This is a genomic window from Streptomyces sp. NPDC107522, from assembly GCF_055657525.1.
The window spans coordinates 1080194-1103132 of sequence record NZ_JBVKAU010000001.1; the positions used below are offsets into that span (position 1 = coordinate 1080194).

At 72.3% G+C, this 22939-nt stretch carries 27 protein-coding genes and 4 pseudogenes; 16 read left to right on the forward strand and 15 right to left on the reverse strand.

What is annotated here, in order from left to right; translation table 11 throughout:
- The first annotated feature begins 147 nt into the window (after nucleotides 1-147).
- A complete protein-coding gene (locus tag ACZ7L6_RS04975; RefSeq protein ID WP_471920528.1) occupies nucleotides 148-927 on the forward strand; it encodes an SDR family NAD(P)-dependent oxidoreductase in 780 nt (259 codons plus the stop codon).
- Between the two features lie 14 nt (nucleotides 928-941).
- Here ACZ7L6_RS04975 and ACZ7L6_RS04980 read toward each other — a convergent pair whose 3' ends face one another.
- Nucleotides 942-1514 (reverse strand): GNAT family N-acetyltransferase, encoded by a 573-nt coding sequence (locus ACZ7L6_RS04980; RefSeq protein ID WP_471920529.1) that lies wholly within the window; start codon nucleotides 1512-1514, stop codon nucleotides 942-944.
- Nucleotides 1515-1583: 69 nt separating this feature from the next.
- Here ACZ7L6_RS04980 and ACZ7L6_RS04985 point away from each other — a divergent pair, with 69 nt between their 5' ends.
- Complete coding sequence (locus ACZ7L6_RS04985; protein WP_471920530.1) at nucleotides 1584-2018, forward strand: PPC domain-containing DNA-binding protein; 435 nt, start codon at nucleotides 1584-1586, stop codon at nucleotides 2016-2018.
- 115 nt (nucleotides 2019-2133) lie between these two features.
- On the forward strand, nucleotides 2134-3153 hold the full coding sequence (locus ACZ7L6_RS04990; RefSeq protein ID WP_471920531.1) for a sigma-70 family RNA polymerase sigma factor: 1020 nt from the start codon (nucleotides 2134-2136) through the stop codon (nucleotides 3151-3153).
- A gap of 94 nt (nucleotides 3154-3247) precedes the next feature.
- On the opposite strand, the gene ACZ7L6_RS04995 is transcribed toward ACZ7L6_RS04990, so the two are convergent.
- On the reverse strand, nucleotides 3248-3901 hold the full coding sequence (locus ACZ7L6_RS04995; RefSeq protein WP_471920532.1) for a phosphoribosyltransferase: 654 nt from the start codon (nucleotides 3899-3901) through the stop codon (nucleotides 3248-3250).
- Between the two features lie 201 nt (nucleotides 3902-4102).
- Here ACZ7L6_RS04995 and ACZ7L6_RS05000 point away from each other — a divergent pair, with 201 nt between their 5' ends.
- The 3 genes from ACZ7L6_RS05000 (at nucleotide 4103) to ACZ7L6_RS05010 (ending at nucleotide 6050) form a co-directional block, all read left to right on the forward strand.
- Complete coding sequence (locus ACZ7L6_RS05000; protein WP_471920533.1) at nucleotides 4103-4498, forward strand: SseB family protein; 396 nt, start codon at nucleotides 4103-4105, stop codon at nucleotides 4496-4498.
- Between the two features lie 120 nt (nucleotides 4499-4618).
- A complete protein-coding gene (locus ACZ7L6_RS05005) occupies nucleotides 4619-5509 on the forward strand; it encodes an SDR family oxidoreductase (protein WP_471920534.1) in 891 nt (296 codons plus the stop codon).
- A gap of 88 nt (nucleotides 5510-5597) precedes the next feature.
- Nucleotides 5598-6050 carry a YbhB/YbcL family Raf kinase inhibitor-like protein gene (locus ACZ7L6_RS05010; protein ID WP_471920535.1) on the forward strand — a complete coding sequence of 151 codons (453 nt, stop codon included), beginning with the start codon at nucleotides 5598-5600 and terminating at the stop codon, nucleotides 6048-6050.
- On the opposite strand, the gene ACZ7L6_RS05015 is transcribed toward ACZ7L6_RS05010, so the two are convergent.
- Nucleotides 6038-6961: a polysaccharide pyruvyl transferase family protein gene (locus ACZ7L6_RS05015; RefSeq protein ID WP_471920536.1), complete on the reverse strand. Its 924-nt coding sequence runs from the start codon at nucleotides 6959-6961 to the stop codon at nucleotides 6038-6040. The two genes, ACZ7L6_RS05010 and ACZ7L6_RS05015, sit on opposite strands and share 13 nt — an antisense overlap.
- A 134-nt stretch (nucleotides 6962-7095) precedes the next feature.
- On the opposite strand from ACZ7L6_RS05015, the gene ACZ7L6_RS05020 reads away from it, so the two are divergent.
- Together ACZ7L6_RS05020 and ACZ7L6_RS05025 are read left to right on the forward strand one after the other, a co-directional pair.
- Nucleotides 7096-7335: a hypothetical protein gene (locus ACZ7L6_RS05020; protein WP_471920537.1), complete on the forward strand. Its 240-nt coding sequence runs from the start codon at nucleotides 7096-7098 to the stop codon at nucleotides 7333-7335.
- Nucleotides 7336-7453: 118 nt separating this feature from the next.
- Entirely contained in the window at nucleotides 7454-7807 is a 354-nt protein-coding gene (locus tag ACZ7L6_RS05025) for a hypothetical protein (RefSeq protein ID WP_471920538.1), read from the forward strand.
- On the opposite strand, the pseudogene ACZ7L6_RS05030 reads toward ACZ7L6_RS05025, so the two are convergent.
- Nucleotides 7765-8933 (reverse strand): annotated as a pseudogene (locus ACZ7L6_RS05030) (hypothetical protein). The gene ACZ7L6_RS05025 and the pseudogene ACZ7L6_RS05030 overlap by 43 nt on opposite strands.
- Nucleotides 8933-9349, reverse strand: a complete 417-nt coding sequence (locus ACZ7L6_RS05035) for a hypothetical protein (RefSeq protein WP_471920539.1) — start codon at nucleotides 9347-9349, stop codon at nucleotides 8933-8935. Before ACZ7L6_RS05035 ends, ACZ7L6_RS05030 begins: the two are co-directional and overlap by 1 nt.
- Before the next feature lie 178 nt (nucleotides 9350-9527).
- Between ACZ7L6_RS05035 and ACZ7L6_RS05040 the strand changes: the two genes are divergently transcribed.
- Nucleotides 9528-10169, forward strand: a complete 642-nt coding sequence (locus ACZ7L6_RS05040; protein WP_471920540.1) for a phosphoribosyltransferase — start codon at nucleotides 9528-9530, stop codon at nucleotides 10167-10169.
- A gap of 87 nt (nucleotides 10170-10256) precedes the next feature.
- Here the strand turns inward: ACZ7L6_RS05040 and ACZ7L6_RS05045 are convergent, their stop codons facing one another.
- Nucleotides 10257-10889 carry an MBL fold metallo-hydrolase gene (locus tag ACZ7L6_RS05045; protein ID WP_471920541.1) on the reverse strand — a complete coding sequence of 211 codons (633 nt, stop codon included), beginning with the start codon at nucleotides 10887-10889 and terminating at the stop codon, nucleotides 10257-10259.
- Entirely contained in the window at nucleotides 10886-12010 is a 1125-nt protein-coding gene (locus tag ACZ7L6_RS05050) for a CapA family protein (protein ID WP_471920542.1), read from the reverse strand. The genes ACZ7L6_RS05045 and ACZ7L6_RS05050 overlap by 4 nt, the downstream gene beginning before the upstream one ends.
- A gap of 155 nt (nucleotides 12011-12165) precedes the next feature.
- Between ACZ7L6_RS05050 and ACZ7L6_RS05055 the strand changes: the two genes are divergently transcribed.
- Nucleotides 12166-13578 (forward strand): RtcB family protein, encoded by a 1413-nt coding sequence (locus ACZ7L6_RS05055; protein WP_471920543.1) that lies wholly within the window; start codon nucleotides 12166-12168, stop codon nucleotides 13576-13578.
- A 23-nt stretch (nucleotides 13579-13601) separates the two neighbouring features.
- Here the strand turns inward: ACZ7L6_RS05055 and ACZ7L6_RS05060 are convergent, their stop codons facing one another.
- Nucleotides 13602-14057, reverse strand: coding sequence for an archease (locus tag ACZ7L6_RS05060; RefSeq protein WP_471920544.1), 456 nt, complete (start codon nucleotides 14055-14057; stop codon nucleotides 13602-13604).
- Nucleotides 14058-14085: 28 nt separating this feature from the next.
- Nucleotides 14086-14391 carry a hypothetical protein gene (locus ACZ7L6_RS05065; RefSeq protein ID WP_471920545.1) on the reverse strand — a complete coding sequence of 102 codons (306 nt, stop codon included), beginning with the start codon at nucleotides 14389-14391 and terminating at the stop codon, nucleotides 14086-14088.
- A gap of 77 nt (nucleotides 14392-14468) precedes the next feature.
- Between ACZ7L6_RS05065 and ACZ7L6_RS05070 the strand changes: the two genes are divergently transcribed.
- The 3 genes and pseudogenes from ACZ7L6_RS05070 to gudD all read left to right on the forward strand — a co-directional run.
- Entirely contained in the window at nucleotides 14469-14915 is a 447-nt protein-coding gene (locus ACZ7L6_RS05070) for a TIGR03668 family PPOX class F420-dependent oxidoreductase (RefSeq protein WP_471920546.1), read from the forward strand.
- A gap of 83 nt (nucleotides 14916-14998) precedes the next feature.
- Nucleotides 14999-15205, forward strand: a pseudogene (locus ACZ7L6_RS05075) (GntT/GntP/DsdX family permease); the annotation flags it as partial.
- 34 nt (nucleotides 15206-15239) lie between these two features.
- Nucleotides 15240-15437: pseudogene (gudD, locus tag ACZ7L6_RS05080) on the forward strand (glucarate dehydratase); the annotation flags it as partial.
- A 49-nt stretch (nucleotides 15438-15486) separates the two neighbouring features.
- Here the strand turns inward: gudD and ACZ7L6_RS05085 are convergent.
- Nucleotides 15487-15933: a PaaI family thioesterase gene (locus ACZ7L6_RS05085; RefSeq protein ID WP_471920547.1), complete on the reverse strand. Its 447-nt coding sequence runs from the start codon at nucleotides 15931-15933 to the stop codon at nucleotides 15487-15489.
- A gap of 68 nt (nucleotides 15934-16001) precedes the next feature.
- Here ACZ7L6_RS05085 and ACZ7L6_RS05090 point away from each other — a divergent pair, with 68 nt between their 5' ends.
- From ACZ7L6_RS05090 to ACZ7L6_RS05100, 3 genes and pseudogenes are all read left to right on the forward strand, one after another.
- The gene (locus ACZ7L6_RS05090) at nucleotides 16002-16430 is read left to right on the forward strand and encodes a MarR family winged helix-turn-helix transcriptional regulator (RefSeq protein ID WP_471920548.1); all 429 of its coding nucleotides are present in this window, start codon (nucleotides 16002-16004) and stop codon (nucleotides 16428-16430) included.
- 68 nt (nucleotides 16431-16498) lie between these two features.
- A complete protein-coding gene (locus tag ACZ7L6_RS05095) occupies nucleotides 16499-16963 on the forward strand; it encodes an SRPBCC domain-containing protein (RefSeq protein ID WP_471920549.1) in 465 nt (154 codons plus the stop codon).
- Nucleotides 16964-17127: 164 nt separating this feature from the next.
- Nucleotides 17128-17760: pseudogene (locus ACZ7L6_RS05100) on the forward strand (polyphosphate kinase 2 family protein); the annotation flags it as partial.
- 9 nt (nucleotides 17761-17769) lie between these two features.
- Here the strand turns inward: ACZ7L6_RS05100 and ACZ7L6_RS05105 are convergent.
- The 5 genes from ACZ7L6_RS05105 to ACZ7L6_RS05125 form a co-directional block, all read right to left on the reverse strand.
- On the reverse strand, nucleotides 17770-18150 hold the full coding sequence (locus tag ACZ7L6_RS05105; protein WP_471920550.1) for a luciferase domain-containing protein: 381 nt from the start codon (nucleotides 18148-18150) through the stop codon (nucleotides 17770-17772).
- An 87-nt stretch (nucleotides 18151-18237) separates the two neighbouring features.
- Complete coding sequence (locus ACZ7L6_RS05110) at nucleotides 18238-19140, reverse strand: YceI family protein (RefSeq protein ID WP_471920551.1); 903 nt, start codon at nucleotides 19138-19140, stop codon at nucleotides 18238-18240.
- Nucleotides 19141-19189: 49 nt separating this feature from the next.
- Nucleotides 19190-20272, reverse strand: a complete 1083-nt coding sequence (locus ACZ7L6_RS05115; RefSeq protein ID WP_471920552.1) for a maleylacetate reductase — start codon at nucleotides 20270-20272, stop codon at nucleotides 19190-19192.
- Complete coding sequence (locus tag ACZ7L6_RS05120; RefSeq protein ID WP_471920553.1) at nucleotides 20269-21126, reverse strand: intradiol ring-cleavage dioxygenase; 858 nt, start codon at nucleotides 21124-21126, stop codon at nucleotides 20269-20271. The genes ACZ7L6_RS05115 and ACZ7L6_RS05120 overlap by 4 nt, the downstream gene beginning before the upstream one ends.
- 51 nt (nucleotides 21127-21177) lie before the next feature.
- Nucleotides 21178-22926 (reverse strand): FAD-dependent oxidoreductase, encoded by a 1749-nt coding sequence (locus ACZ7L6_RS05125; protein WP_471920554.1) that lies wholly within the window; start codon nucleotides 22924-22926, stop codon nucleotides 21178-21180.
- Nucleotides 22927-22939 lie beyond the last annotated feature (13 nt).

Here is a 22939-nt window from a genome sequence, read left to right on the forward strand (position 1 = left end):
TTCGTCGAAAGGGGCGCTCCGTGATCGCCGAGTACCGGGCATGCGCACGACTATGCGTGCACCGGTTGTGCGCGCACCGGTCCGGCGGGAACGCGATGACGACGCCCCGAGCGCTGCCTCCGTGCGTCCGCGTCCTAGGGTGCGGGCATGACCTCGCAGGCATACCTCTCCGAACTGTTCTCCCTCGACGGGCGGGTCGCCCTGGTGACCGGTGGCAGTTCCGGCATCGGCCGGGCCATCGCCGAAGCCCTCGCCCGCGCGGGAGCGCGTGTGGTGATCGTGGCGCGCAAGGAGGCGGAGCTGGCCGAGACGGTCGGCGAGCTGGAGGCGCACGGCTGCCGGGCGGCCTGGGTGAGCGCCGACCTGGGCACGCGCGACGGCGTGCGGGGCGCCGCGGACGAGGCGGCCCGGGTGTTCGGGGAGCCCGACATCCTGGTCAACTCCGCCGGGATCAACCTGCGTCCCCCGATGGGCGAGCTGGGCGAGGACGTCTGGGACACCACGATGGCCGTGAACCTGGAGGCGCCCCATCTGCTGGGGCAGCGGTTCGGGCCAGGCATGGCCGAGCGGGGCTTCGGACGGATCATCCACATCACCTCCCAGCAGGCGCATCGGGCGTTCGTCCAGAGCGGCGCCTACGGCGTGTCCAAGGGGGCACTGGAGTCGCTGGCCCGTTCCCAGGCGGAGGCATGGTCGCCGTACGGCGTCACCTGCAACACGCTCGTGCCGGGGTTCGTCATGACGCCCCTGAACGCACGCCTGTCCTCCGACCCGGACAAGGTGGCGGCGCTCGCCGCACGCACGATGGTCGGGCGCAACGGCCTGGCCGAGGACTTCGCCGGTGCGGCGGTGTTCCTCGCGAGCCGCGCCTCCGCCTATGTCACCGGGCAGTCGATCTTCGTCGACGGCGGGTTCTCCGTTCACTGAGCCGGGCCGGCCCGTCAGCGCAGGTCGAGGCGCATCAGGATCCGGGGATGCCCGGCGAGGACGGAGGTCGTGTCGGCCGCGTGGACAAAGCCGGCCCGCTCGAAGTTCTTGCGCAGCCCGGCGTACGCCATCGTCAGGTCGACCCGGGCGTCCCCGTTGTCGAGGGGGTACGCCTCGATCACCGGCGCACCCCGGTCGCGGGCGAACTCGACCGCCCCGGCGATGAGGGCGTGGGTGATCCCCTGCTTCCGATGGCCGGGGCGGACGCGGATGCACCACAGCGACCAGACCGGCAGGTCGTCGACGTGCGGGATCTTGCGGTTGCGGGCGAACGACGTGGCCGAGCGGGGAGCCACCGCGGCCCAGCCGACCGGTTCGTCACCGTCGTAGGCGAGCACCCCCGGAGGCGGATCGGCACGGCACAGCTCGGCTACGTACGCGCCGCGGGCCGGCCCGCGGAGCTCGTTGTTGAGCTTGGACGGGATGCGGTAGCTCAGGCACCAACAGACGTTCGCCGTAGGCGACTTGGGGCCGATCACCGCACGGACGTCGTCGAAGACCGAAGCCGGGCGAACCTCGATGGTCATGGCACCACCATGTCACGCGGGGGCGCGCGACGCTCGGTTGGTCAGGAGGGGCCCGGGTACCCGGCGCGCATGAAGTGGCAACAGGTGCAGGCATCTCCGGCTTCGGTGTACGTCCTGGTCCTGGCTCCGGGCGAGGAGGCCCTCGCCGAGATCACCCGCTTCGCCCGGGAGCAGGCCCTCGGGGCGTCCCAGGGGACCGCCGTGGGCGCCTTCGCGCGGGCCGTGGTGGGGTGGTTCGACCGCGAGGCCAAGGACTACCGGCGCATCGGGGTCGACGAGCAGTGCGAAGTCCTGTCGCTGCTGGGGGACATCGCCGTCGGCGAGGACGGACCGACCGCGCATCTGCACGCCGTCCTCGGCCTGTCCGACGGTACGACGCGTGGCGGGCATCTGCTGGAGGGGCAGGTGTGGCCGACCCTCGAGGTGATCGTGCGGGACAGCCCGGCGGCGCTGGCGAAGATCCACCGTCCCGACCTCGGCCTCGCGCTGATCGACCCGGGGTGACGAGCGGGCCGATCCTGCGGCGGGGCATGGCGCGTTCGGGGTTCGTCGCGCGCTCTTCGGGTACTCGGGTGGCTCTGTACGACGGGGGACACGCACGGGACGGAGGGCCGTGAGGATGCCTCCCCTGACACAGACTCCCGCGGTGGACCCCCGGGTGAGCCGTCGCGCCTCCACCCGCACCGCCCGCGCGCGCGGCCGGGTCCCCGAGCCCGACGAGGAACCGGATCTGCTCGGCCAGTACTTGGCCCAGATCGCGGCGACCCCCCTGCTCACCGCCGAGGACGAAGTTCGGCTGGCCCAGCGCATCGAGGCCGGAGTGCGGGCCGTCGAGGAACTGCAGCAGGCCGACGTGGGCGAGCCCGCCCTGGATCCGGCCAGGCGCCGCGAACTGGAGGCGGTCGCCCGGGACGGCCGGGCCGCCAAGGACCACATGATCCGGGCCAACCTCCGGCTGGTGGTGGCGATGGCCAAGCGGCACGCCCATCGGGGTGTGCCCCTGCTCGACGTCATCCAGGAGGGAAACCTCGGACTGATCCGCGCGGTGGAGAAGTTCGACCACACCAAGGGCTTCAAGTTCTCCACCTACGCCACCTGGTGGATCCGCCAGGCGATCGAGCGCGGCCTGGCCCAGCACGCCCGCGCCGTCCGGCTGCCCATGCACGTCGTCGAGGAACTGCGCAAGCTCGGCAAGATCGAGCGGCGTCTCCAGCACGCCCTGGGACGCGAGCCCACCGTCGAGGAGGTCGCCCGCGACAGCGGCTTCGCCGAGGACCGGGTCGGCTGGCTGCGCCGGGTCGGGCGGCAGGCGGTCAGCCTCGACACGCCCGTCGACGAGACCGGGGAGACCGTGGTCGGCGACCTCATCCCCGACACCGAGGTGCTCCAGGCCGCGGACATCGCCGAGTACCAGGCGCTCGCGGCGGACCTGAGGAAGGCCATCGGCACCCTCGCGCCCCGCGAGGCCATGATCCTCAGCCTCCGCTACGGCCTGCACGACGGCGAGCAGCGCACGCTCGAACAGGTCGCCCGGCACGTGGGCCTGACGCGCGAGCGCGTCCGCCAGCTGGAGAAGCAGTCGCTGGCCAGGCTGCGGGCGCCGGAGACGGGCGAGCGGCTGATGGCGTGGGCGAGTTGAGGGCGTCGTACGGACAAGTCGTACGGAAAGGACACCTGGAAGGACACCTGTGGGGCCCGCGTCACGTGGAGGCCATCTGTCTGTGGGGCCCGCGTCACGCCGGGGCGTGGAACGCATGCAGCGTGTCCGCGACCCGAGTGTCGGTGACGGGGCCGAAGTCCTCGTACCACTCACCGACCACATGGAGGTTCGGCGGCTGCTCGAGGCATACGACGTCGTCGCACTCGGCGCGGATCGACGCAAGGGTCCGCGGGCTGCCGACGGGCACCGCCAGGATCAGCCGCGCCGGGCCGTGGCGGCGCAGGAAGCGCAGGGCGGCCGTGGCGGTCAGGCCGGTGGCCAGGCCGTCGTCGACGAGGACGACCGTGCGGCCGTTGACGGACGGCAGCGGGCGGCGGCCGCGGTAGACGTACTCCATGCGGTGCAGCTCGTTGCGTTCGCGGACGATGACATCGCCGAGCCGGTCCTCGGACAGATGCATCATGGCCAGGCTCTGGCGGTCGTACAGCGGCGGATCGTCGGCGACGATCGCGCCGATCGGCGTCTCGGGCCGGACGGGGGTGCTGACCTCGCGGGTGACCAGCACGTCCAGCGGGGCGTGCAGGGCACCGGCCACCTGCGCGGCGACGGGTACACCGCCGGGCGGCAGGGCCAGCACGAGCACCTGGAGCAGGTCGCCGGAGTCGGCCCACTCGACCAGCCGCAGGGCCAGTTCCCGGCCTGCGTGGGTGCGGTCGCGGAATGACACGGCGCTTCTCCCTCCACGTCGGCGCAGCCGCCGAGTGCCCGGCGTGACCCCGGCGAAACGAGGCACGCCAGGGTGTGGGGGTCAGGCCTCGGCGGCCGGACGGACGCCCGCCGAGCACATGACGGGCTGAGGATCGGGTACCCGAACCGTCCGGCGCACACCGGACCGGTGGGGGGACACGACACGGCGACGGGACGAACCATGACCGACCCCCACTTCGAGAGCGGTGCACTGGCGGCCCAGCAGGCCTTGCGGACGGTCGTCGAGAAGGGCGCGGACCAGGCGGCGCTGAGCACACTGGCCCACAGCGAGGTGCTGCTCCCCGCGGCGACGGACGCGGAGGGACCTGCCCCCAAGGCGCTGACGCTTCCCGTGTTCGAGCAGGAGGACGGCACCGAACTGGTGCCGGTCTTCACCACCCAGGAACGCATGGAACAGGCACTGCCACGGATCCGGCGGCACCGCAGTGTGCTGCTCGGCGTCCTCGCCCACGGCTGGCCCGGCGACCTGTCCCTGGTCATCGACGCCGGCACCCCCGAGCAGCTGGCGCTGACCGCCCAGGGCGTCAGGGCACTGCTGGACCGGGACGACACCTGACCTCGCGCACGGGAGCGGGACCGGTGATGCGTCGGTGACCGCTGCGGTTGGCTTTTCGGCCCGGGCTGGGCGGGAACCCGGTCACGGTCCTTGCCGGCTCAAGCGGTCCAGGAGGCCCTCGTGACCGATCCGCAGCACACCCAGCAGAATCCGGCCACCCAGCACCCGCGTCCCGAGTTTCCCGCGCAGGACCAGCCCCACCCCGGATGGACCGGTCCGATGGACCCGCCACCCGACCACGGTGAGGAGAGCTACCGCGGCTCCGGCCGGCTGGAGGGCCGCAAGACCGTCATCACCGGAGGCGACTCCGGCATCGGGCGGGCGGTGGCCCTGGCCTTCGCCCGGGAGGGCGCCGACGTGCTGTTCACCTACCTCGAACAGGAGGCGGACGAGGCACGCGAGACGTCCAGGCTCGTCGAGGGCGCCGGCCGCAAAGCGGTCGCGGTGTCCTGCGACATCCGCGAGGAGGACAACTGCCGGGCGCTGATCGAGCGCGCGGTCGCGGAGTTCGGGCGCATCGACGTCCTGGTGAACAACGCGGCCTACCAGATGTCCCAGCCGGACGGCATCGAGGCGATCAGCACCGAACAGTTCGACCGGGTCATGCGCACCAACCTCTACGGCATGTTCTGGCTGACGAAGTTCGCCGTGCCGCACATTCCGGAGGGCGGCAGCATCATCAACTCCACGTCGGTGCAGGCGTACAAGCCGAGTCCGCATCTGCTGGACTACGCGACGACGAAGGGCGCGATCGTCACCTTCACCCAGGGGCTGGCCCAGATGCTCGTCGACCGCGGCATCCGCGTCAACGCGGTCGCGCCGGGGCCGGTCTGGACGCCGCTCATCCCGGCGACGCTGCCCGACACGGTCGAGTTCGGCAAGCAGAGCCCACTGGGCCGCCCGGCCCAGCCCGCCGAGCTGGCCCCCGCGTACGTCTATCTCGCCTCCCAGGAGGCCAGCTTCGTCACCGCGGAAATCCTGAACGCGACCGGCGGCACGCCGCTGCCGTGACGGCTGCCACCGAGCACCGCCGGACGTGCCGCCGCAACGCCTCCCGCCACCGCGTGTCGTCTGCGGCGGTGTGGGTACTGCGGCGCGCATGACCGGTATCGAACTCAAGAGCTCCGCGTTCAACGACCACGCGCTGATCCCGCGCCGCTACGCCAAGGAAGGGGACAACGTCTCCCCGCCCCTGACCTGGTCCGGAGTCCCCGACGAGGCCTCGGAGCTGGCCCTGCTGTGCGAGGACCCGGACGCCCCGTCGGGGACCTTCGTGCACTGGCTGGTCACCGGTATCGACCCGCACACGGACGGGCTGCCGACGGGCGGGACGACGCCGGGCAGTCACCCGCACCGCAACGGCTACGGCCAGTCGGGGTGGGGCGGTCCGCAGCCCCCGGCAGGCGACAACGCCCACCGGTACTTCTTCCGCCTCTACGCCCTCCCGGGTCCCGTCTCCATCCCGGAGAAGGCCACGGCCGACGAAGCACACCGGGTACTGGACCAGCAGCAGCTGGCGAGCGGGACGCTCGTCGGGCTCTACCAGCGCTGACGGCGCTCCTGATCACCGGGCGGCGTGACGAGCGCGTCGAGCAGCCCCTCCGCGCCGTCCCCGGGCGTGCCCGCGAGGAACTCCCGCCGACGGCTGCGGGCCGCCGCACGGCAGTCGGTGAGGCACCAGTTCCACCAGCGGTCCAGCTCACCCGTGTCCAGCCGCTCCGCGGGCACGAGGGCCGGCCAGTCGCACGCCCGGGCCTGAGCGGTCACCTTGGCCCCGCCGGCGACCGGATCGACGGCGAGTGCCGGAGTCCCCGCGCGCAGCGCGAGCACAAGGCCGTGCAGGCGGTCGGTGACGACACAGTCCAGCCGGGGCAGCACCGAGTGCAGCTGGTCGGCCGTCGTGCTCAGCCGCCAGTCACGGGAGTCGAGCCGCGTCTCCAGCTCGATCGCCGCGCAGTCGAGGCCGCCGAGCCACCGTGTCATGGTGTCGGCGACCTCCTCGTGCCGCCGCTGCCGGCCGTACTCCTGCTGGCCGTGCGTCAGGATCACCCCGACGACGGGGGAGGGGACGACGGGAGGCGCGCTCACGGACAGATCCGGTACCGGGTCCCGGCCGGGCGCGTCCCGGGCCAGTACACGGTGGAATCCGGTGACGGCCGGATCCGCCGGGTCCACCACGGACGTACCGACCACGATGCGCCGGCACCGCTCGAATCGCCGGTGCAGCCGAGCCACCTGCGGACCGTGCAGGGGGCCGCACACGAACACCACATGCGTGTACGCCTCCGGCCGGACGTCGTCCAGGTGCAGCGCCTCACCGGCGTACCCCGGACTCCACACCGTGTCGTACGCGAGCCCCGCCCGGGCCAGCACGTCCTGAACCCGTCTCAACGCGAGCACATCACCCGCCGTGACCTCCCCGTCGCGGAAGCTGAACCAGCCGGTGAGAAGGATCTTCGCCATCCGGTCACGCCCCAGTACCCGAGCATCCGTCGGCGTGCCGCGTACCCGGCCGGTCCTGGGGGCATGCGCCGAACGAGCCACTGTGGCCGGTACGCCGGGCTGCGTACGCGCCGCGCAGAGCGCATGGTGGTGGCATGAGCACGCGTCCCCCCGTGGTGGTGCTGCCGCCCGCGTCGGACGGCGGACGTCAGGTGACGATCCACGGCAAACCGGCGGGCACCGCGTACAGCCTGTTCGACGTGCTGGACCTGGTGCACCGCGCCGACCTGCCCGCCGAGGACCGGGCCGTCGACGACCCCGAGCTGATCGAATGGCAGGGCGGCGGGCCGTACGACTGGAACAGCCCGGACACGCCCGGCCCGGCGAACGGGTGAACCTGCCCCCGGCGCCACCCTCGGAGGTCCGAGGTTCCGGTCCGAGCGCCGCTGACCTTGACTGAAGGCGGCAAGACCCGAACGGACCACCACTTCACGGGGATACGGGGACACACACATGAACCGCAGCAAGAAGATCTTCGCGACCGGCCTGATCACCACCGTCTCGGCCGTGTCGCTCACCGTCGGCGGTCTGGCCGGCCCGGCCCAGGCCGCGTCCGTGCGGCCCGCGGCCGTGGGCACCGTCGACTGCGACGGCTGGGTGCACAACAACAACCCGGACCACGGCATCGCGGGCTGCCAGAACAACACCGACCGCACCGTCACCTTCCGCGCCGAGGTCGTCTGCGGCTGGGCCCCGGACGTCTCGGGCCAGTGGGTGACGCTGGCGCCGGGGCAGTACGGCGAGTCGTCCGGCGTGTGCGCGATCTACAGCTCCGGGGTCGGCAGCGTCGGCTGGACCATCCAGTAGGAGCCCGGGTCGGCGTTGAACACCGGGTGGTAGCTCTCCGCCGGTGCCAGATACGCCGGCGGCAGTCCGCCCGTGTCGATCACGATCTGGTCGACGGCGATGCCGGGGTCGACCATGAAGACCCGCAGGACGTGCTCACCGGGCGCGTCCACCGTCACCCTGGCCGTCATCTTCTCGACGCCGTCCTCCACGTTGCGGGCCCAGGCGTCGCCCCGGTTGCCGGTGGCGACGGCCTGGCCCGTCAGCACGGTGGCCGGCTGGTCGTCGAGCGCGACGGCGATCCGGCGCTGCCGCGCTCGTCGAGCGACGGCAGCCGGAAGACGGTGACCGGGAAGGTGCCGGCGCCGCCGAAGCGCACCCGGTACCTCAACTCCGGCGCCCTCGTGGCGAAGTCGGCGGTCACCGGGACCGCCGTCGACGGCACCGCCTCCATGGCACCGCTACGGCGGCCCAGCCCGCGCACGACACGCCAGCGGGCCCCGCCGCGCGTCACCCGCTGGTCGGCGTGCACGGCGTCGATCGAGGCGTACCCGTGGGCCTCCACGAACCCGCGGGCCCGCAGGCGCGCCCGCGGACCGTCATTGACCACCCGCAACGGCACCTCGACCCGTCGCCCGGCCCCGCTGACGGCGACCGTGGCGTCGTACGAGCCCTCGGGCACCCGAGCCCAGTCGATCTCCACCCACACCCGGGCCTGCTCGGTGAGAGAGCCTCCCGCCGCGCTCAGCAGCACCCAGGGATGGCTCGCCTCGGCCGACCAGTCGAACCGCAGGAAGCCGGTGTTGAAGACGTCGAGGAAACGCCGGTCCTGCGTGTAGGAGGAGAAGGACAGCGGGCGGTCCGTGCCGGTCTCGTTGCCCTCGGCCGCCACACCCAGCCCCGAGGTCTCCTGCCGGGCGACCCGGGTGACCGGCGGACGGCCCGAAGCCTTCGGGATCTGGGAGGGGTACGGGTTGACGATCCCGTCCCATTTCCCGCCCGCCACCTCGGTGTTGTACCGCTTGGTGAGCGCCGCCTCCTCGGCGTGGGCCGCCTCGGCCAGGTCCGCGAAGCGGTTGGTCCCGGCCCCCCGCCCCTGCCGGACCGCGAGCGCGTTGCGGTCCGCCCAGTAGTACTTCCGGTTCATCAAGTACGCGCCGTGCACCGGGTATTCGACCAGCTCGTAGAAGGCGTCCCGGTACGCCTCGGCCAGCTTCGCCCCCACCGCCCGGACGGGAGCGTGCCCACCAGGATCAGGCCCGCGGCGGCCGTCTCCGGGACGGTGTGGCGCAGCTCCGGACGGACGCCGCTGACCCGTTCGAGGTCCGCCTGGAGATCGTCGGCGGCGCGGATCACGGCGGGGTCGTCCGCCGTGTCGACATACAGGGCTGCGGCGGTGCCGCCCCGGACCAGCGCAAAATCGGGCCGGTCGGATGCTGCCCTTGCGGCGGCTGTGGGGAGGATCGCGGGCAACAGGGGAGTCACGCCCACAGTGGCCATTCCCCGCAGGAACGCCTTACGGCTCCACGACAGGGGCGGACGGGGCGATTCGTGGTGCGGCACGGGACGGTTCCTTTCCGCGCGTGCCGGGGGCGTGGAACAGAACTTGGCATGGGCAGGCTAGAAAGCGCTTGCCGTCGAACCCTGGGCCAGGTCCGTCCGAGCGGTCCAGACCCGTGTGGAGGGGCGTGTGTCCGGTGCCGTGGGCGGGGTACGCGGCGACCGACGGAAGGGGAGACCCATGCAGTTCCGTGACCGCAAGGAGGCCGGGCGGGAGCTGGCGGAGCAGCTGCGCATCCGGCAGGACAAGGGCAACCTTCCGCAGCCCGTGGTCCTCGCGCTGCCCCGGGGCGGCGTCGCGGTCGGCCGGGAGATCGCCCGGGAGCTGGACGCCCCGCTGGACGTGCTCGTCGTACGCAAGATCGGCGCCCCGTTCCACGAGGAGTTCGGGGTCGGCGCACTCGCCGGCGACGACCCTCCGCTCTTCGACGAGGCGACGCTGTACCGGCTGGGGCTGAGTGAGGCCGATCTGGCGCCGGTGGTGGAGCGGGAGCGCAAGGAGCTGCGGCGGCGCGAGGAGCGCTATCGCGAGGGCCGGCCGGCTCCGGGGCTGCAGGGCCGTACCGCGATCATCGTCGACGACGGGGTCGCCACCGGCTCCACGGCACGCGTCGCGGTGCGCGCCGTACGCAACCGGAACCCCGAGCGCCTGCTGCTCGCCGTACCCGTGTGCGCACCGGAGGCGGCCGAGGAACTGCGCCGGGAGGTCGACGAGTTCGTCTGCCTGCACGAGCCGAGGCTGTTCAGCGCGGTCGGCGAGTGGTACGAGGACTTCGGTCAGCTGTCCGACGCGGATGTGCTGGAGGCGCTGCGGGGGGAGTGAGGCTCGCTTCGACCCACGCAGGCCGGCTCGGCCCACGCGGGCTCGTATCGACCCGCCCAGGCTCGCCTCGGCCCAGCCGGCCCCAGCTCAGTCCGGCCCGTACCCGGGCAGCCGCAACGAGTACGTCCGCCCCTCGACGCCCCACTCACCGGCCGGCGGCCTGAGCCCGGCGTCGATCGCCCGGATGCTCGGCCGCCCGATATGAGCCCAGATCAGGCGCCGCACCCTGTGCCGTACGGCCTCCTCGGCGACCGTGTGCACATCGGCGTGGCCGCCGACGCCGCCCCGGAACCGTATCGGCCGGTTCCAGGCGGCGGCCTCCGCGAACATCAGGTCCGCCCCAGCCGCCCAGGCCGGGAACTCCCAGAACTCCGGCGCCCACACCACGAGCAGCTCACCGGCCTCGACGCGATAGCCGTAGGCCGGGTGCGAGGTGTGCGCCACGGGACGGCAGCGCACCCGCACCTCGCCCACGTCCAGATCACCGGCGCGTGGGGCGACGCCCCGCTCGGCCGCGCTCCTGCGCAGCCGGGACCGCAGCTCCGCCTGCTCGTCGGTGACCAGCCAGGCGGCCAGCCGCCCGGGTGGCGGTTCGGCGCCGGGGCCGCCGTCGAAGGCCACGCGCTGTCCGGCGTGGCGCAGCAGCAGACCGGCGGGGGCGAAACGGGGCGAGTTCATCGCGCCGACGCCCAGCAGGGTGAGCCGGAGCCGACGGGTCATGGGGTGGCTCGGGCGGCGGGCGCGGACAGGACGAGCGTGCCGTCCGCGGCCAGGGTGAGGTGGACGCCCTGGCTGATGCGGTCGAGGGTGCTGTGCAGCCAGCCGAGGTCCACCGCCGGCGGGTGCTCCAGCCGCATGCGGCGGGCGAGCAGCGGCACCATGCGCAGCTCGGTCAGGGCGCCGGTGTCCGCCGTCACCGTGACGAAGTAGGCGATGCGGAGGTCGTCGCGGTACTCCTCGTACCCGGGGATGCCCTCGTAGTCGTCGATGAAGTCGCCGCAGCCGTGCAGGATCAGCCGGTCCCGGTAGACCTCGACGGGGCGGGGGTGATGCGAGGAGTGGCCGTGGACGACGTCGACGCCGCCGTCCACCAGGGCGTGCGCGAAGCGACGCTGATCGCGGGAGACGACATAGCCCCAGTTGGAGCCCCAGTGCACGGACACGACCACGATGTCGGCCGCCCGCTTCACCTGCCGTATGTGCCGCACCGCGGCGGCGGCCGTGGCCGGCGACAGCTCCGGCACATAGGCGACGCCCGGCAGCTCCGCCGTCGCCGCCCAGCCCGCGGGGACGCCGCTGTTGCCGGCACCGAGGGCGAAGACCAGCACACGGCCGCCGTCTGCGAGCGACAGCGCGACGGGCGCGTACGCCTCCTCGGCGCTCCGCCCAGCGCCCGCGGTCCGCAGACCCGCTGCGTGCAGCACGTCGAGCGTCTCCTCAAGGCCCGCCCGGCCGAAGTCCTGCACATGGTTGTTCGCCAGGACGCAGACATCGGGCCGGGCCACGGTGAGGGCCGGCAGATTGGCCGGATGCATGCGGTAGTGGACCGCCTTGCCGGGCTCGAACGCGTCACTGCTCGTCACGGACGTCTCCAGGTTGACGATCCGGACGTCCGGCGCGCTCGCCTCCAGCAGCCCCAGCGCCTCGCCCCACGGCCAGGACGGGTCGACCGGGGCCGGGATCGGGCCGTTCACCGCCTCCGCCATGCTCACGTACGACCGGGCGTCGCCGACATATCCCTCCCGCAGCTCGGGGTCGCCCGGCCGGGCCAGGATCTGGTCGACGCCGCGTCCGAGCATCACGTCGCCACAGACGAACAGCGTCACGGTGCCGCCGCGCATATCTCAAAGGTACGAGTCTCAACGGCATGAGTCCGCGCGGCCCTCGATGCCGACGGCGGCGCCCAGAGCGATACGGAGCCGCACGCGCGGGTACCCCGCACCTGCGTGTCCGGCTCGGGGGACCGGGGTGTCGGCCGAGGCGCGGGAGGCTTGTCATGGAACTGGTCGAGGAAGCTCCCCACCGCTTCCGTATCGACCCGCACGGCGCGATGCGCGTGCCGGGCGTCGTGTTCGCGTCCCGGGGACTGCTGAGGGACGCCGAGAAATCGCTGGAGCAGGTGGTCAACGTGGCCACCTTGCCCGGCATCGTCGGGGCGTCGTACGCCATGCCCGACATCCACTGGGGCTACGGCTTCCCCATCGGCGGCGTCGCGGCGACCGACGTGGCCGACGGCGGGGTCGTCTCGCCCGGCGGGGTCGGCTTCGACATCTCCTGCGGCGTACGGCTGCTGGTCGCCGACAGCGACCGGAAGGTGCTGGGGTCCGCGCTGCCGGCGGTGATGGACGGTCTGGACCGGGCGATCCCGCGGGGCGCCGGGCCGGGCGGCGTGTGGCACCTGACCGGCCCCGGCCAGCTGGAGCGGATCCTGCGCGGCGGCTCCCGGTACGCGGTCGAGGAGGGCCACGGCGAGGATCGCGACCTGACGCGCTGCGAGGACGGTGGGGCGGTCGCCGACGCCGACGTCGACCAGGTCAGCGCCCGGGCGCGCGAGCGCGGCCTCGGTCAGGTCGGCAGCCTCGGATCCGCCAACCACTTCCTGGAGGTGCAGCGCGTCGACGAGGTGTACGACGAGACGGCCGCCGCCGCGTTCGGGCTCGTCCTCGGCCAGGTGTGCGTGATGATCCACTGCGGTTCCCGCGGCCTCGGCCACCAGATCTGCACGGACCACGTCCGGCTGATGGACCGCGCGATGTCCCGCCACGGCATCGACGTCCCCGACCGCCAACTGGCCTGCACCCCCGTCGAGTCGCCCGAGGGACAGCGCTACCTCGGCGCGATGGCTGCCGCGGCCAACTACGGCCGCGCCAACCGCCAGTTGCTGTCCGACGCCGCCCGCAAGGTCTTCCGCCGGGCCGCGGGCACCCGTCTGTCGCTGGTGTACGACGTCTCCCACAACCTCGCCAAGATCGAGACCCACGCGGTGCACGGAGCCCGCCGCACCCTGTGCGTCCACCGCAAGGGCGCGACCCGCGCCTTCCCGCCCGGCCATCCGGACCTGCCCGACGACCTGCGCGAGGTCGGCCAGCCGGTGCTGATCCCCGGGACGATGGGCACCGCCTCCTACGTCCTGGTCGGTGTGCCCGGCGGAGACGCCTTCTCCTCCACCTGCCACGGCGCGGGCCGGGTCCTCAGCCGCCACAAGGCCGCCCGCGCGGTGGGCGGCCGCGAACTGCGGGCCAGGCTGGAGTCGGCGGGCATCGCGGTGCGCCCACGGTCCCTGCGCGGCCTGGCGGAGGAGACCCCCGAGGCGTACAAGGACGTGAGCGAGGTGGTGGCCGCGAGCGAGGGCGCGGGACTGTGCCGGACGGTGGCCCGGCTGGTGCCGCTGGGCGTGGTGAAGGGCTGAGGGCGCGGGGACGGCCGTATGCCTCACACGTCCACGGTCACCGCACACGACCACCCGTACGGATCCGGCCCGATGTGCAGACCGTGCCAGGAGACGCCCTTCGGTGTGGCGCCGGTGACCTCCACGTCCGCCAGGTCGGCGAGTGCGAGGCGTACGTCCAGGTCCCCGTCCGTGGTGTCGGCCTCCAGGTCGACGGGGACCCGGCCGTCCACGTCGAGGCGGAAGACGACCTCGTCGAGCAGTGCGGTCAGGAGATCCTCGTCGCTCTCCTCCGCGAACCGCACCCGCTCCACCGAGGTGGGCCGTACAGCCGTGAGGTCCGCGAAGCACTCCACCATTCCCAGGGCGGCCTCCACCAGACAGCGCTCCCGGCTCACGCCCCACGCCTCGATCCGCACGTCGGCCGTGTGCGGCACCGCGCGATGGCCGCTCCCGCCGCGTCGTCGCGTCTCGATGTCGTCGTCGGTGTCGCCGACCATGTGCACCACCTCTCGGCTGCCGGGCCGCTCAGGCACGGGCGTCGGGATCCGCCGTCCGGCGGAACGGGAAGGCGCCGCGGGTCATATGGCGTCGCGGCCTGCGATGGCGGGAGTGGCCTCTGCGGCTCGTCACCAGGATCAGACCCAGGCAGAAGAGGAGCGCCAGGGCGAGGCCCGAGCAGAAGACGGCCAGCGTGTTCATGGTGGCGATGTCCTGACCGAGCACCGACACCGTGTACTCCGGGCCGCCGGACAGATTGTCGGCGATGACCAGCCCGGTGAAGACACCGGTGGTCACGAGGAGGAGCAGGCCGAGGAACAGCATCCGAGTCATCTCCCCACGAGGCGTCCTACGCGACACGGGTACCCGCGACAGGGCATCGCCTATCGCCGGGGGGCGAAGGAGCCGACATGCCGGACATGGAGCAGGACGAGGCGCGCAGGCGGTTCGCCGGGGCGCCGGTCGCACGGCTGGCGACAGTGGATCCCGCGGGCCGGCCCCATCTGGTGCCGGTCGTGTTCGCGCTGCGCGGCGACGAGATCGTCACCGCCGTCGACCGGAAACCGAAACGGTCCGGGCAGCTCAGGCGGCTCCACAACATCGCCGTCCACCCGGCCGTCTGCCTGCTGGTGGACGTGTACGACGACGACTGGGACCGCCTGTGGTGGGTCAGGGCGGACGGCGGCGCCCACGTCCTTCCGCCCGACGCCCCCGACGCGCGCGACAAGTACGCCGCTGCAATCGAGCTTCTGCGGCAGAAATACCCCCAGTACGTGCGGCAGCCGCCGGACGGACCGGTGATCGTGATCACCGTGCAGCGCTGGAGCGGCTGGCAGGCGGCGCCGCCCGCCGAGTGAACCCGCGGGCGAACCCACCGCTGAATCCGCCGCTGAATCCACGGGCGCAGACCCATTGACCTCGACCGTCCACGATCATGAAGGAGGCCGCCCAGGCGATGGCGATGATCCTGCTCGTGATCGGAGCGGGCGGCGCCTTCAAGAACGTCCTCGTCGAGGGCGGGATATCCGACTACATCAAGGACGCGACCGACGGCTGGTCCGTCTCCCCGATCGTCCTAGCCTGGCTGATCGCCGTCATCCTCCGCGTGGCCCTCGGCTCAGCGACCTTCGCCGTCGTCACAGCCTCCTGGGGCTGCCACGCCCACTGCGGAGCGGCCGCCCCCGCCCGGGATCACCGGCGGCGAGGTCGCCGTACCGGACACGCCCGGACTGGGAGTCCGCCTGGCCAGGGACCGGCTCCTCGCCGCACACGAGCTGTACGGGGAGAAGGCCTTGTCGGGCCGGGACGACGCCGTCGGGATGCAGTACCTGGTCGACGGCTGGACCTTCGACGCGAAACGGCCCTGCCTCGTGCGCTGAGAGCCGACGAGCGCCGAGAGCCGACGAGGACCTGGTGTCGGACAGGTGGTCAGGGCGCGTCGCGCTCGGAGTCCCGCGGGGGTTCGATGACCGCGATCGTGCCCTGGGCGACGGCGCACAGGGTCTCGGCGCCGTCGCCGTCGACCGTCGTCAGGTCGCAGCGGCACACCGCACGCGTACGGCCGGCCCGGATCACCCGGGCGTGGGCGCGCAGGATCTCGCCTTTGGCGGGGCGCAGGAAGTCGATGGTGAAACCGGAGCTCAGCACACCCATGCCGACCTCGGCGCCGGCGGCGAAGGACAGCGCGTTGTCCGCCGCGTAGCTGAGCAGACCGCCGTGTGCGAAGCCGTGCTGTTGCAGCAACTCCTCGCGCAGGTCCAGTTCGAGGACCGCCTCGCCGTCGCCGAAGGCCGTCAGCCTGGCGCCCAGCAGCACGCTGAAGGGCTGGGCCGCCAGCACCTTGCGGGCGAGGGCCAGGTCGGGGGTGTCGTTCACGTCGCGCACCTCACTTCACTAGTGAAGTGAGGATGGCGCCGCCCGGCCGCGTCTGTCAACATCGGTCCATGCCCGAGCCCGATCAGCGTCTGTTCTTCCTGCTCCAGCGGGCGGCGCACCAGCTGCGCACCGCCTCCGACCGGCGGCTGCTGGCCGCCGCCGGGATCACCACGGCCCAGCTCGGCGCGCTGTTCGCGGTCCGTGACGAGCCGGGCATCACCCAGCAGCAGCTGGCCCGCATCCTCGGGCTGCGCGAGTCCGCCGTCACCGGGCTGGTCGGCCGGCTCACCGGGGCCGGTCTGCTCGTGAAGCGGGCGCATCCGCGGGAACACCGGGCAGTGGTACTGGAGTTGACCGACGCCGGGGCCGCCGCGCTCGACGCCGCACAGCCGGAGGTGGACCGGTTCAACGCCGAGGCGCGGGCGCTGCTGGGCGAGGACGGGTTCACGCAGACTGCGGCGGCGATGCGCGCACTGGCCCACTGGGAGTCCCCCTGACACGTACGTGCCCCCAGGCCTCGTCCCGTCCGGCTGCCGCTGCGCACCCCCGCCACTATCGTGAGGTCATGCAGTCGACGCGCGTCTCCCGGCATGTGAACGCCTCCCGTGCGGCCGTCTACCGGGCCCTGCTGGACGCGGACGCCGTCGCCAAGTGGCGGGTGCCGGACGGCATGACCGCGCAGGTGCACGAGTTCGAGGGCAGGGAAGGCGGGGCGTTCCGGGTCTCGCTCATGTATGACATGCCCACCGGCACCGGCAAGTCGGCCCCGCAGACGGACACTTACCACGGTCACTTCGTGCGCCTTGTGCCGGAGGAGCAGGTCGTCGAGGAGATCGAGTTCGAGACCGACGACGCCGCGCTGCACGGCACGATGACGATCACCACCACCCTCACCGACGTCGACGGCGGCACGGACGTTCTCGTCGCGCACGAGGGGCTTCCCGACGCCGTTCCCGCCCAGGACAACGAGACCGGCACCCGGATGGCGCTGGCCAACCTCGCCCGGCTCGTCGAGGCCGCGGCACGGTGATCTCGCCGGAAAAGTGATCGGCAACCTCTGAGCGCTGGGCGGCGACAACCTGATCTGCACGCTGACGATCAGCGTCGTGGCCGCCGCCCTGCTGATGACCAGGCCCGGCTCGGGGGCGGACGCTGCCGTCGGCGACGTACCGCGTCCCACCTATAACTGACCTGTACCAGCAGCGCATGGAGCGCCCGGAGTACGACTGGCACAAGCGGCTGCAGCAGATCGAACTGCTGAAGCTGCAGAGCTGGATCAAGGAGACCGACCGCCGTCTCGTCATCGTCTTCGAAGGGCGGGACGCGGCCGGCAAGGGCGGCACCATCAAGCGCTTCACCGAGCGCCTCAACCCGCGCGGCGCCCGGGTGGTGGTGTTGGAGAAGCCGACCGAGCGTGAGCTCGGACAGTGGTACTTCCAGCGGTACGTGCAGCATCTGCCGACCGCGCAAGTTCTGGTTCTCGGTCTCCCAGGGCGAGCAGCGCACCCGGTTCACCATCCGCCAGGTCGATCCCGTGCGGCAGTGGAAGCTGAGCCCCATGGACCTGGCGTCGCTGGACCGCTGGGACGACTACAGCGCCGCCGAGGTCGCCATGTTCCGCGAGACGGACACCGAGCACGCGCCCTGGACCGTGGTGAAGAGCAACGACAAGAAGCGGGCCCGTGTCGAGGCCATGCGCAGTGTGCTGGCCCGCTTCGACTACATCGACAAGGACGAGGAGGTCGTCGGCACCCCCGTCCCCGGATCGTCGGCGCGGCGGCGGGCCTGCTGGAGACGGGGGAGGACGACTCGGAGCCCGAGCACTGATGCCCGGTGCTAGCGGGGCATCACCGTGACGCGGCGGAAGTTGCACTCGGACCGGGCCTGGAGGCCGACGGGGGGCGACCCGGTCTGATGGGCCTTGAGTGCGACGCTGACCAGGCTCATCAGCAGATCGACGTCGGTGTCGCAGTCGAGGTGGACGGTCACCCAGCGGGAGCCGGGGACCAGCCGGATCGCGGTCGACTCCTGCAGGTCGCCGCGGAAACGCTCTATGGCCCCTTCGGTGAGATGCAGGTCCACATCGTGGTCGGAGTGGAAGTGCACGATCTCGCTGTGGACGGAGCGCAGGGCCCGACCTGTGCCGCAACTGGCCGGGCCCGAGCTGAGATCGGGCCAGGCTTCCAGTCGTTCCATGGCGCGCTGGGCCAGTTTCATGACCCCATGGTCACCCGATCACCGTGCCGCAACCAGAGGTTGAGCAAAACGTAACCAGGGCGTGAGGTACCTCTCGGCCACCCTGGCCTATTCGGGAGGCGTCGGGGTGTCGTGCGTGCGGTACATCGCCTGCACGTCCAGCTCCAGCTGGACCGTTGGACCGACCACCGCGATGCCACGGGCGAGCATGCTGCGCCAGTTCAGCGTGTAGTCCTCCCGGTGCAGCTCCGCCTTGGCCAGCGCCGCGCACCGCAGTTCCTCGCCGTAGCCGCCGTTGACCGAGCCCAGGTAGGTGGTGTCCAGCTCGACGGAGCGGCTGATCCCGTGCATGGTCAGGGAACCGTGGAGGGTCCACTTGGCGCCGCCCCGGTACGCGAACCGCGTGCTGGTGAAGTCGATGTACGGATAGCGCTCGACGTGCAGGAAGTCGGCCGAACGCAAGTGGTTGTCCCGGGTGTTGTTGCCCGTCGTGATGCTCGCGGCCTCGATGCGCACGGACACCCGGGAGTCGGCCATGTCGGGAGCCACCTGTATCCCGCCCGTGAACCGCTCGAAGCGGCCGTGGACGTGGGCCATGCCGACGTGCTTGGCGATGAACCGGATCGCCGTGTGCGGCGGGTCGAAGAGCCAGGTGCCGGGAACCGGGAGGTCCAGCCGGCGTCCCGACACCAGCTGGACCCGCGTGATGGGTGGCGTCGTACCGCCGATGACGTCCAGGGTCTCCTGGTGCGGCGTGAGGCCCTCGGCCGTGATCCGCAGACCGTAGCGGCCCGGCGGAAGCGCGGCGAAGAACAGGCCGTACGGATCCGTGGTGCCCCGCGCCACTACCTCGTGCGAGTCCATCGCCGTCACCGTCACGTCGGCGCCCCGCATCGGCAGCCCCACCGGATCCACGACCTCACGCCCCACGCCACCCGCGCCCGACGGTACGGGAAAGCCGGCACTGGGCACCCCTCGGGAGCGTCGACTCCTGAGCAGTCCGAGGGGCATCGCAATCACCTTTCTTCAGGGGGGGGGAGGGGAGTGAGGAACGAGAGGCTTACCGGGCGGCAGCCGCCGGCGGTGCGCCTTCGTAGGCCGCCCGCAGCAGAGCGAGCACGCCGTCGGCCGTGACCGGGCGCGGATTGGCGTACGCCTCGGCCGCTGTCTGGGCGGCGGCCGTTGCCAAGTCCGCCTCCGCAAGGCCCAGTTCGGCGAGGGAGCGGGGAGCGCCGAGGCGTCCGGACAGGTCCCACAGGGCCGTCGGCGCGTCGTCCGCGTCCAGGGCGCGGGCCACGGCGGCGGCCGCGTCCGGTGCGGCGGGCGCGTTGTGGGCCAGGGCGTACGGCAGGACCACCGTGTGCGTCTCGGCGTGCGGCAGGCCGAAGGTGCCGCCCAGGACATGGCACAGCTTGTGGTGCAGGCCCATGGTGGTGGCGCCCAGGCAGGACCCGCACAGCCAGGCACCGTACAGCGCACGGCCGCGCGCCTGGAGGGACGTCGGCCCCGCGGCCACGTCCGGCAGCGCCCGCGCCATCGCCCGTACGCCCTCCTCGGCCATCAGCGCCACCAGAGGCGAGGTGTCGGGGGCGTACAGCGCCTCCACGGCGTGCGCGATCGCGTTGACGCCACTGGTCACGGAGAGCGGCACGGGCAGGGAGAGGGTGAGCTCGGGGTCGTAGACCACGCTGCGCGGCAGCACCTTCGGATCGCGGCCGGTGCGCTTGGCGCCGTGCTCGGTCAGGCCCCAGACCGGCGTCATCTCCGAGCCGGAGTACGTGGACGGCACCGCGATCAACGGCAGCCCGGTGCGCAGGGCGATCGCCTTGCCCAGCCCGACCGACGAGCCCCCGCCGACCGCCACACACCCGTCGGCGCCCGCGGCCCGGGCCACCTCGACGGCCCGGTCGGCGACCTCGACGGGCACATGCATCCGGGCCCCGTCGTGCAGCCCCGCACAGGCCGGACCCAGGGCGTCCGCGACCCCGCGGGCGGTGTCCGCCCCGCGTGCACCGCACACGACCAACAGCCGTCGCAGCCCGAGGCGTTCGGCCTCATCGGGCGTCGCCGACACCGCGGCACCGGGCCGGAACACGACCCGCACCGGCCGGGTCTCGTACGAGAAGTCGAGGACGTCCTTCATGCCCGCTCCAGTACGAGGTCGAAGCGCGCGTGCCGGAAGGGGTTGCCGACGCCGAACTCCCGCGCCAAGGACGGATCGTCGGTCTCCGCGAAGTCCTGCACCAGGCTCGGCTTGACGGCGAACACCGCGTCGGAGTCCAGGTACTCACTCCCGGCCACGAAGATGTGCGTCGTCACCGGGGTGTGGCCGGCGGCCGAGGCGATGAAGTGGATGTGGGCCGGGCGGTAGGGGTGCCGGCCGGTGGCGCGGAGCAGGCCGCCGACCGGGCCGTCCGTCGGGATCGGGTACGGGCTCGGCACACACGTACGGAACCAGAAGCGGCCCTCGGCGTCCGCCGTGAACAGGCCCCGGCCGTTGCCCGGCGGCTGCACGTCCGGGCGCTGCACGTCGTAGAAGCCGTGCGCGTCGGCCTGCCACACGTCGATCACCGCGCCGGGCAGCGGGCCGCCGTCCCGGGACAGCACCCGGCCGCTGACCACGCACGGCTCGCCGTCACCGACCAGGTCGATGCTCGCGCCGAGCTCGCGGACCGGGGACTCCGTCATGTGGAAGGGGCCCAGCACCGTCGACTCGGTGGCACCCGGGCCCTGCTGTTCGTTGAGGGTCTCGACGAGCATCGACAGACCGAGCACGTCCGACAGCAGGATGAACTCCTGCCGGGTGTCGGTGCACGCCTGCCCGGTCGCCGTCAGGAACCCGATCGCCCGCTCCCACTCCGCCTGCGTCAGCCGTGTCTCATGCGCGAAGGCGTGCAGATGCCGGATCAGGCCGGTCAGCAGCTCCCGCAGGCGCGGATCGGCGGTCCCGTCCAGACTGGCGACGGCCTCGTCGGTGACTGTGGGCTCGCCGGTCATGTCGGCTCCTTCCCCGGCTTCACGTCCGTCCCGGCTTCCTGGGCGCACATCTCAACCGTGCCCGAGAATCCGCCGCAGCGCGTCCGTGAGCAGTCGTTCGGCGTCCTCGGCCGCGCCGGCGTGCCGGAACGCCACATACCCGTCGGGGCGTACGAGGAGGGCGCCCGCGTCGGAGATCTCCCTGAGGTTCGCCCAGTCGCCGTACGGGTCCTCGTACTGCTGCCCCGGCCCGATCACGACCGTGGCGATGTCGAGGGGCTGGGCCGCCGCGGCCCGCACCCAGGCGTCGCCGCCGATGCCGGTGAGCAGCGTGAAGCGGCCCTTGCCGACGGTGTCCAGGGTGGACAGGGTCCGGGTCCCGGAGGTGATCCAGGCGTGCGGGAGCTTGGCGCCGGGGCGGGACGTGGGCTGGTGGTACAGCTCGGGGTCGCGGGTGAAGCCGGGGTCCGGCGTGCCGTCCGGGACGACCGCGGCGGAGTTTTCGGCGGAGTAACGCTGGTTGAGGTCGACGCCGTGCGCGTTGAACTCGTACACCTTGAACGCGATCGCCTCCCACAGCGCGGCCCGCTGCTTCTCGGCCGCCTCGGTGGCGTCCTTGCGGGCGGCGATGTTGGCCCACAGCTGCTCGGGGGTCTGCGGCGAGAGCCCGTCGAGCGCCTCGAAGATCGGCGCCGTCTCGGCGATGGACTTGTTGGCCCGGGTCACGATCTGCTTGCCGACCGGCGCGCGCTCGGCGTCGTAGGTGTCGAGGAGCTTCGGCGAGGCGACGCCGTCGAGGACCAGCTTCAGCTTCCAGGCGAGGTTGTAGGAGTCCTGGATGGAGGTGTTGGAGCCGAGCCCGTTGGATGGCGGATGGCGGTGCACGGCGTCACCGGCGCAGAAGACGCGGCCGTTCGCGTAGGTCTCGGCGTACATCTCGTTGACCGTCCACGCCGACGACGACTTGATCGTCACCGGTATCTCGTCGTCGCCGACCAGCTGGTGTACGACGGACAGGGCGTATTCCTCGGTGAGGTCGGGGGCGCCCGCGGTCACGTCGTAGCCCCACACGATCAGCCACTCGTTCCAGGGGCGGACACAGCGCACCAGGCCCGCGCCGATGCCGCCGACGGTGGCGCCGGGCGCGAGCACCCAGTAGAGCGTGGAGGGCCGGTGCGCGGTGTACTTCGACAGGTCCGCGTCGAAGACGATGTTGATGCTGCCCGCGACGCCCATCTGCCCGCCCATCGGCAGCCCGGCGTCCTCGGCGACCTTGGAGCGGCCGCCGTCGGCACCGATCAGGTACTTGGCGCGGATGGTGTACTCGTCGCCGCGCAGCCGGTCCTCGACGGTGACCGTGACGCCGCCCTCGTCCTGGACGAAGGACTTGTAGACCGTGCTGAACCGGAAGCCGGTGCCGCGCGCGATGGCCGCGTTCACCAGCACCGGCTCCATCAGGTGCTGCGGCATGTCGCACATGCGGGTCGGGCCGGCCAGCTCGTGCGCCGCTTGCACGAGCGGATCGTTGCCCCAGGAGCGGACCCGGCCCAGCTCCTCGCCGGCCAGGCTGGTGCAGAAGGTCGTGTTGCCCATCAGATGCTGGGGCGTCGCCCGGTCGATCACCTCCTCCTCGACGCCCAGATCGCGCAGCACCTCCATGGTCCGCTGGTTGGTGATGTGCGCACGGGGCGTGTCCGCGAGACGCGCGTACCGGGTCACGACGAGGTTGCGCACGCCGTAGGTGCTCAGCGCGAGGGCGGCCGAGGCGCCCGCCGGGCCGCTGCCCACGATCAGTACGTCGGTCTCGACAACGGTGTGCACGACTGAACGCTCC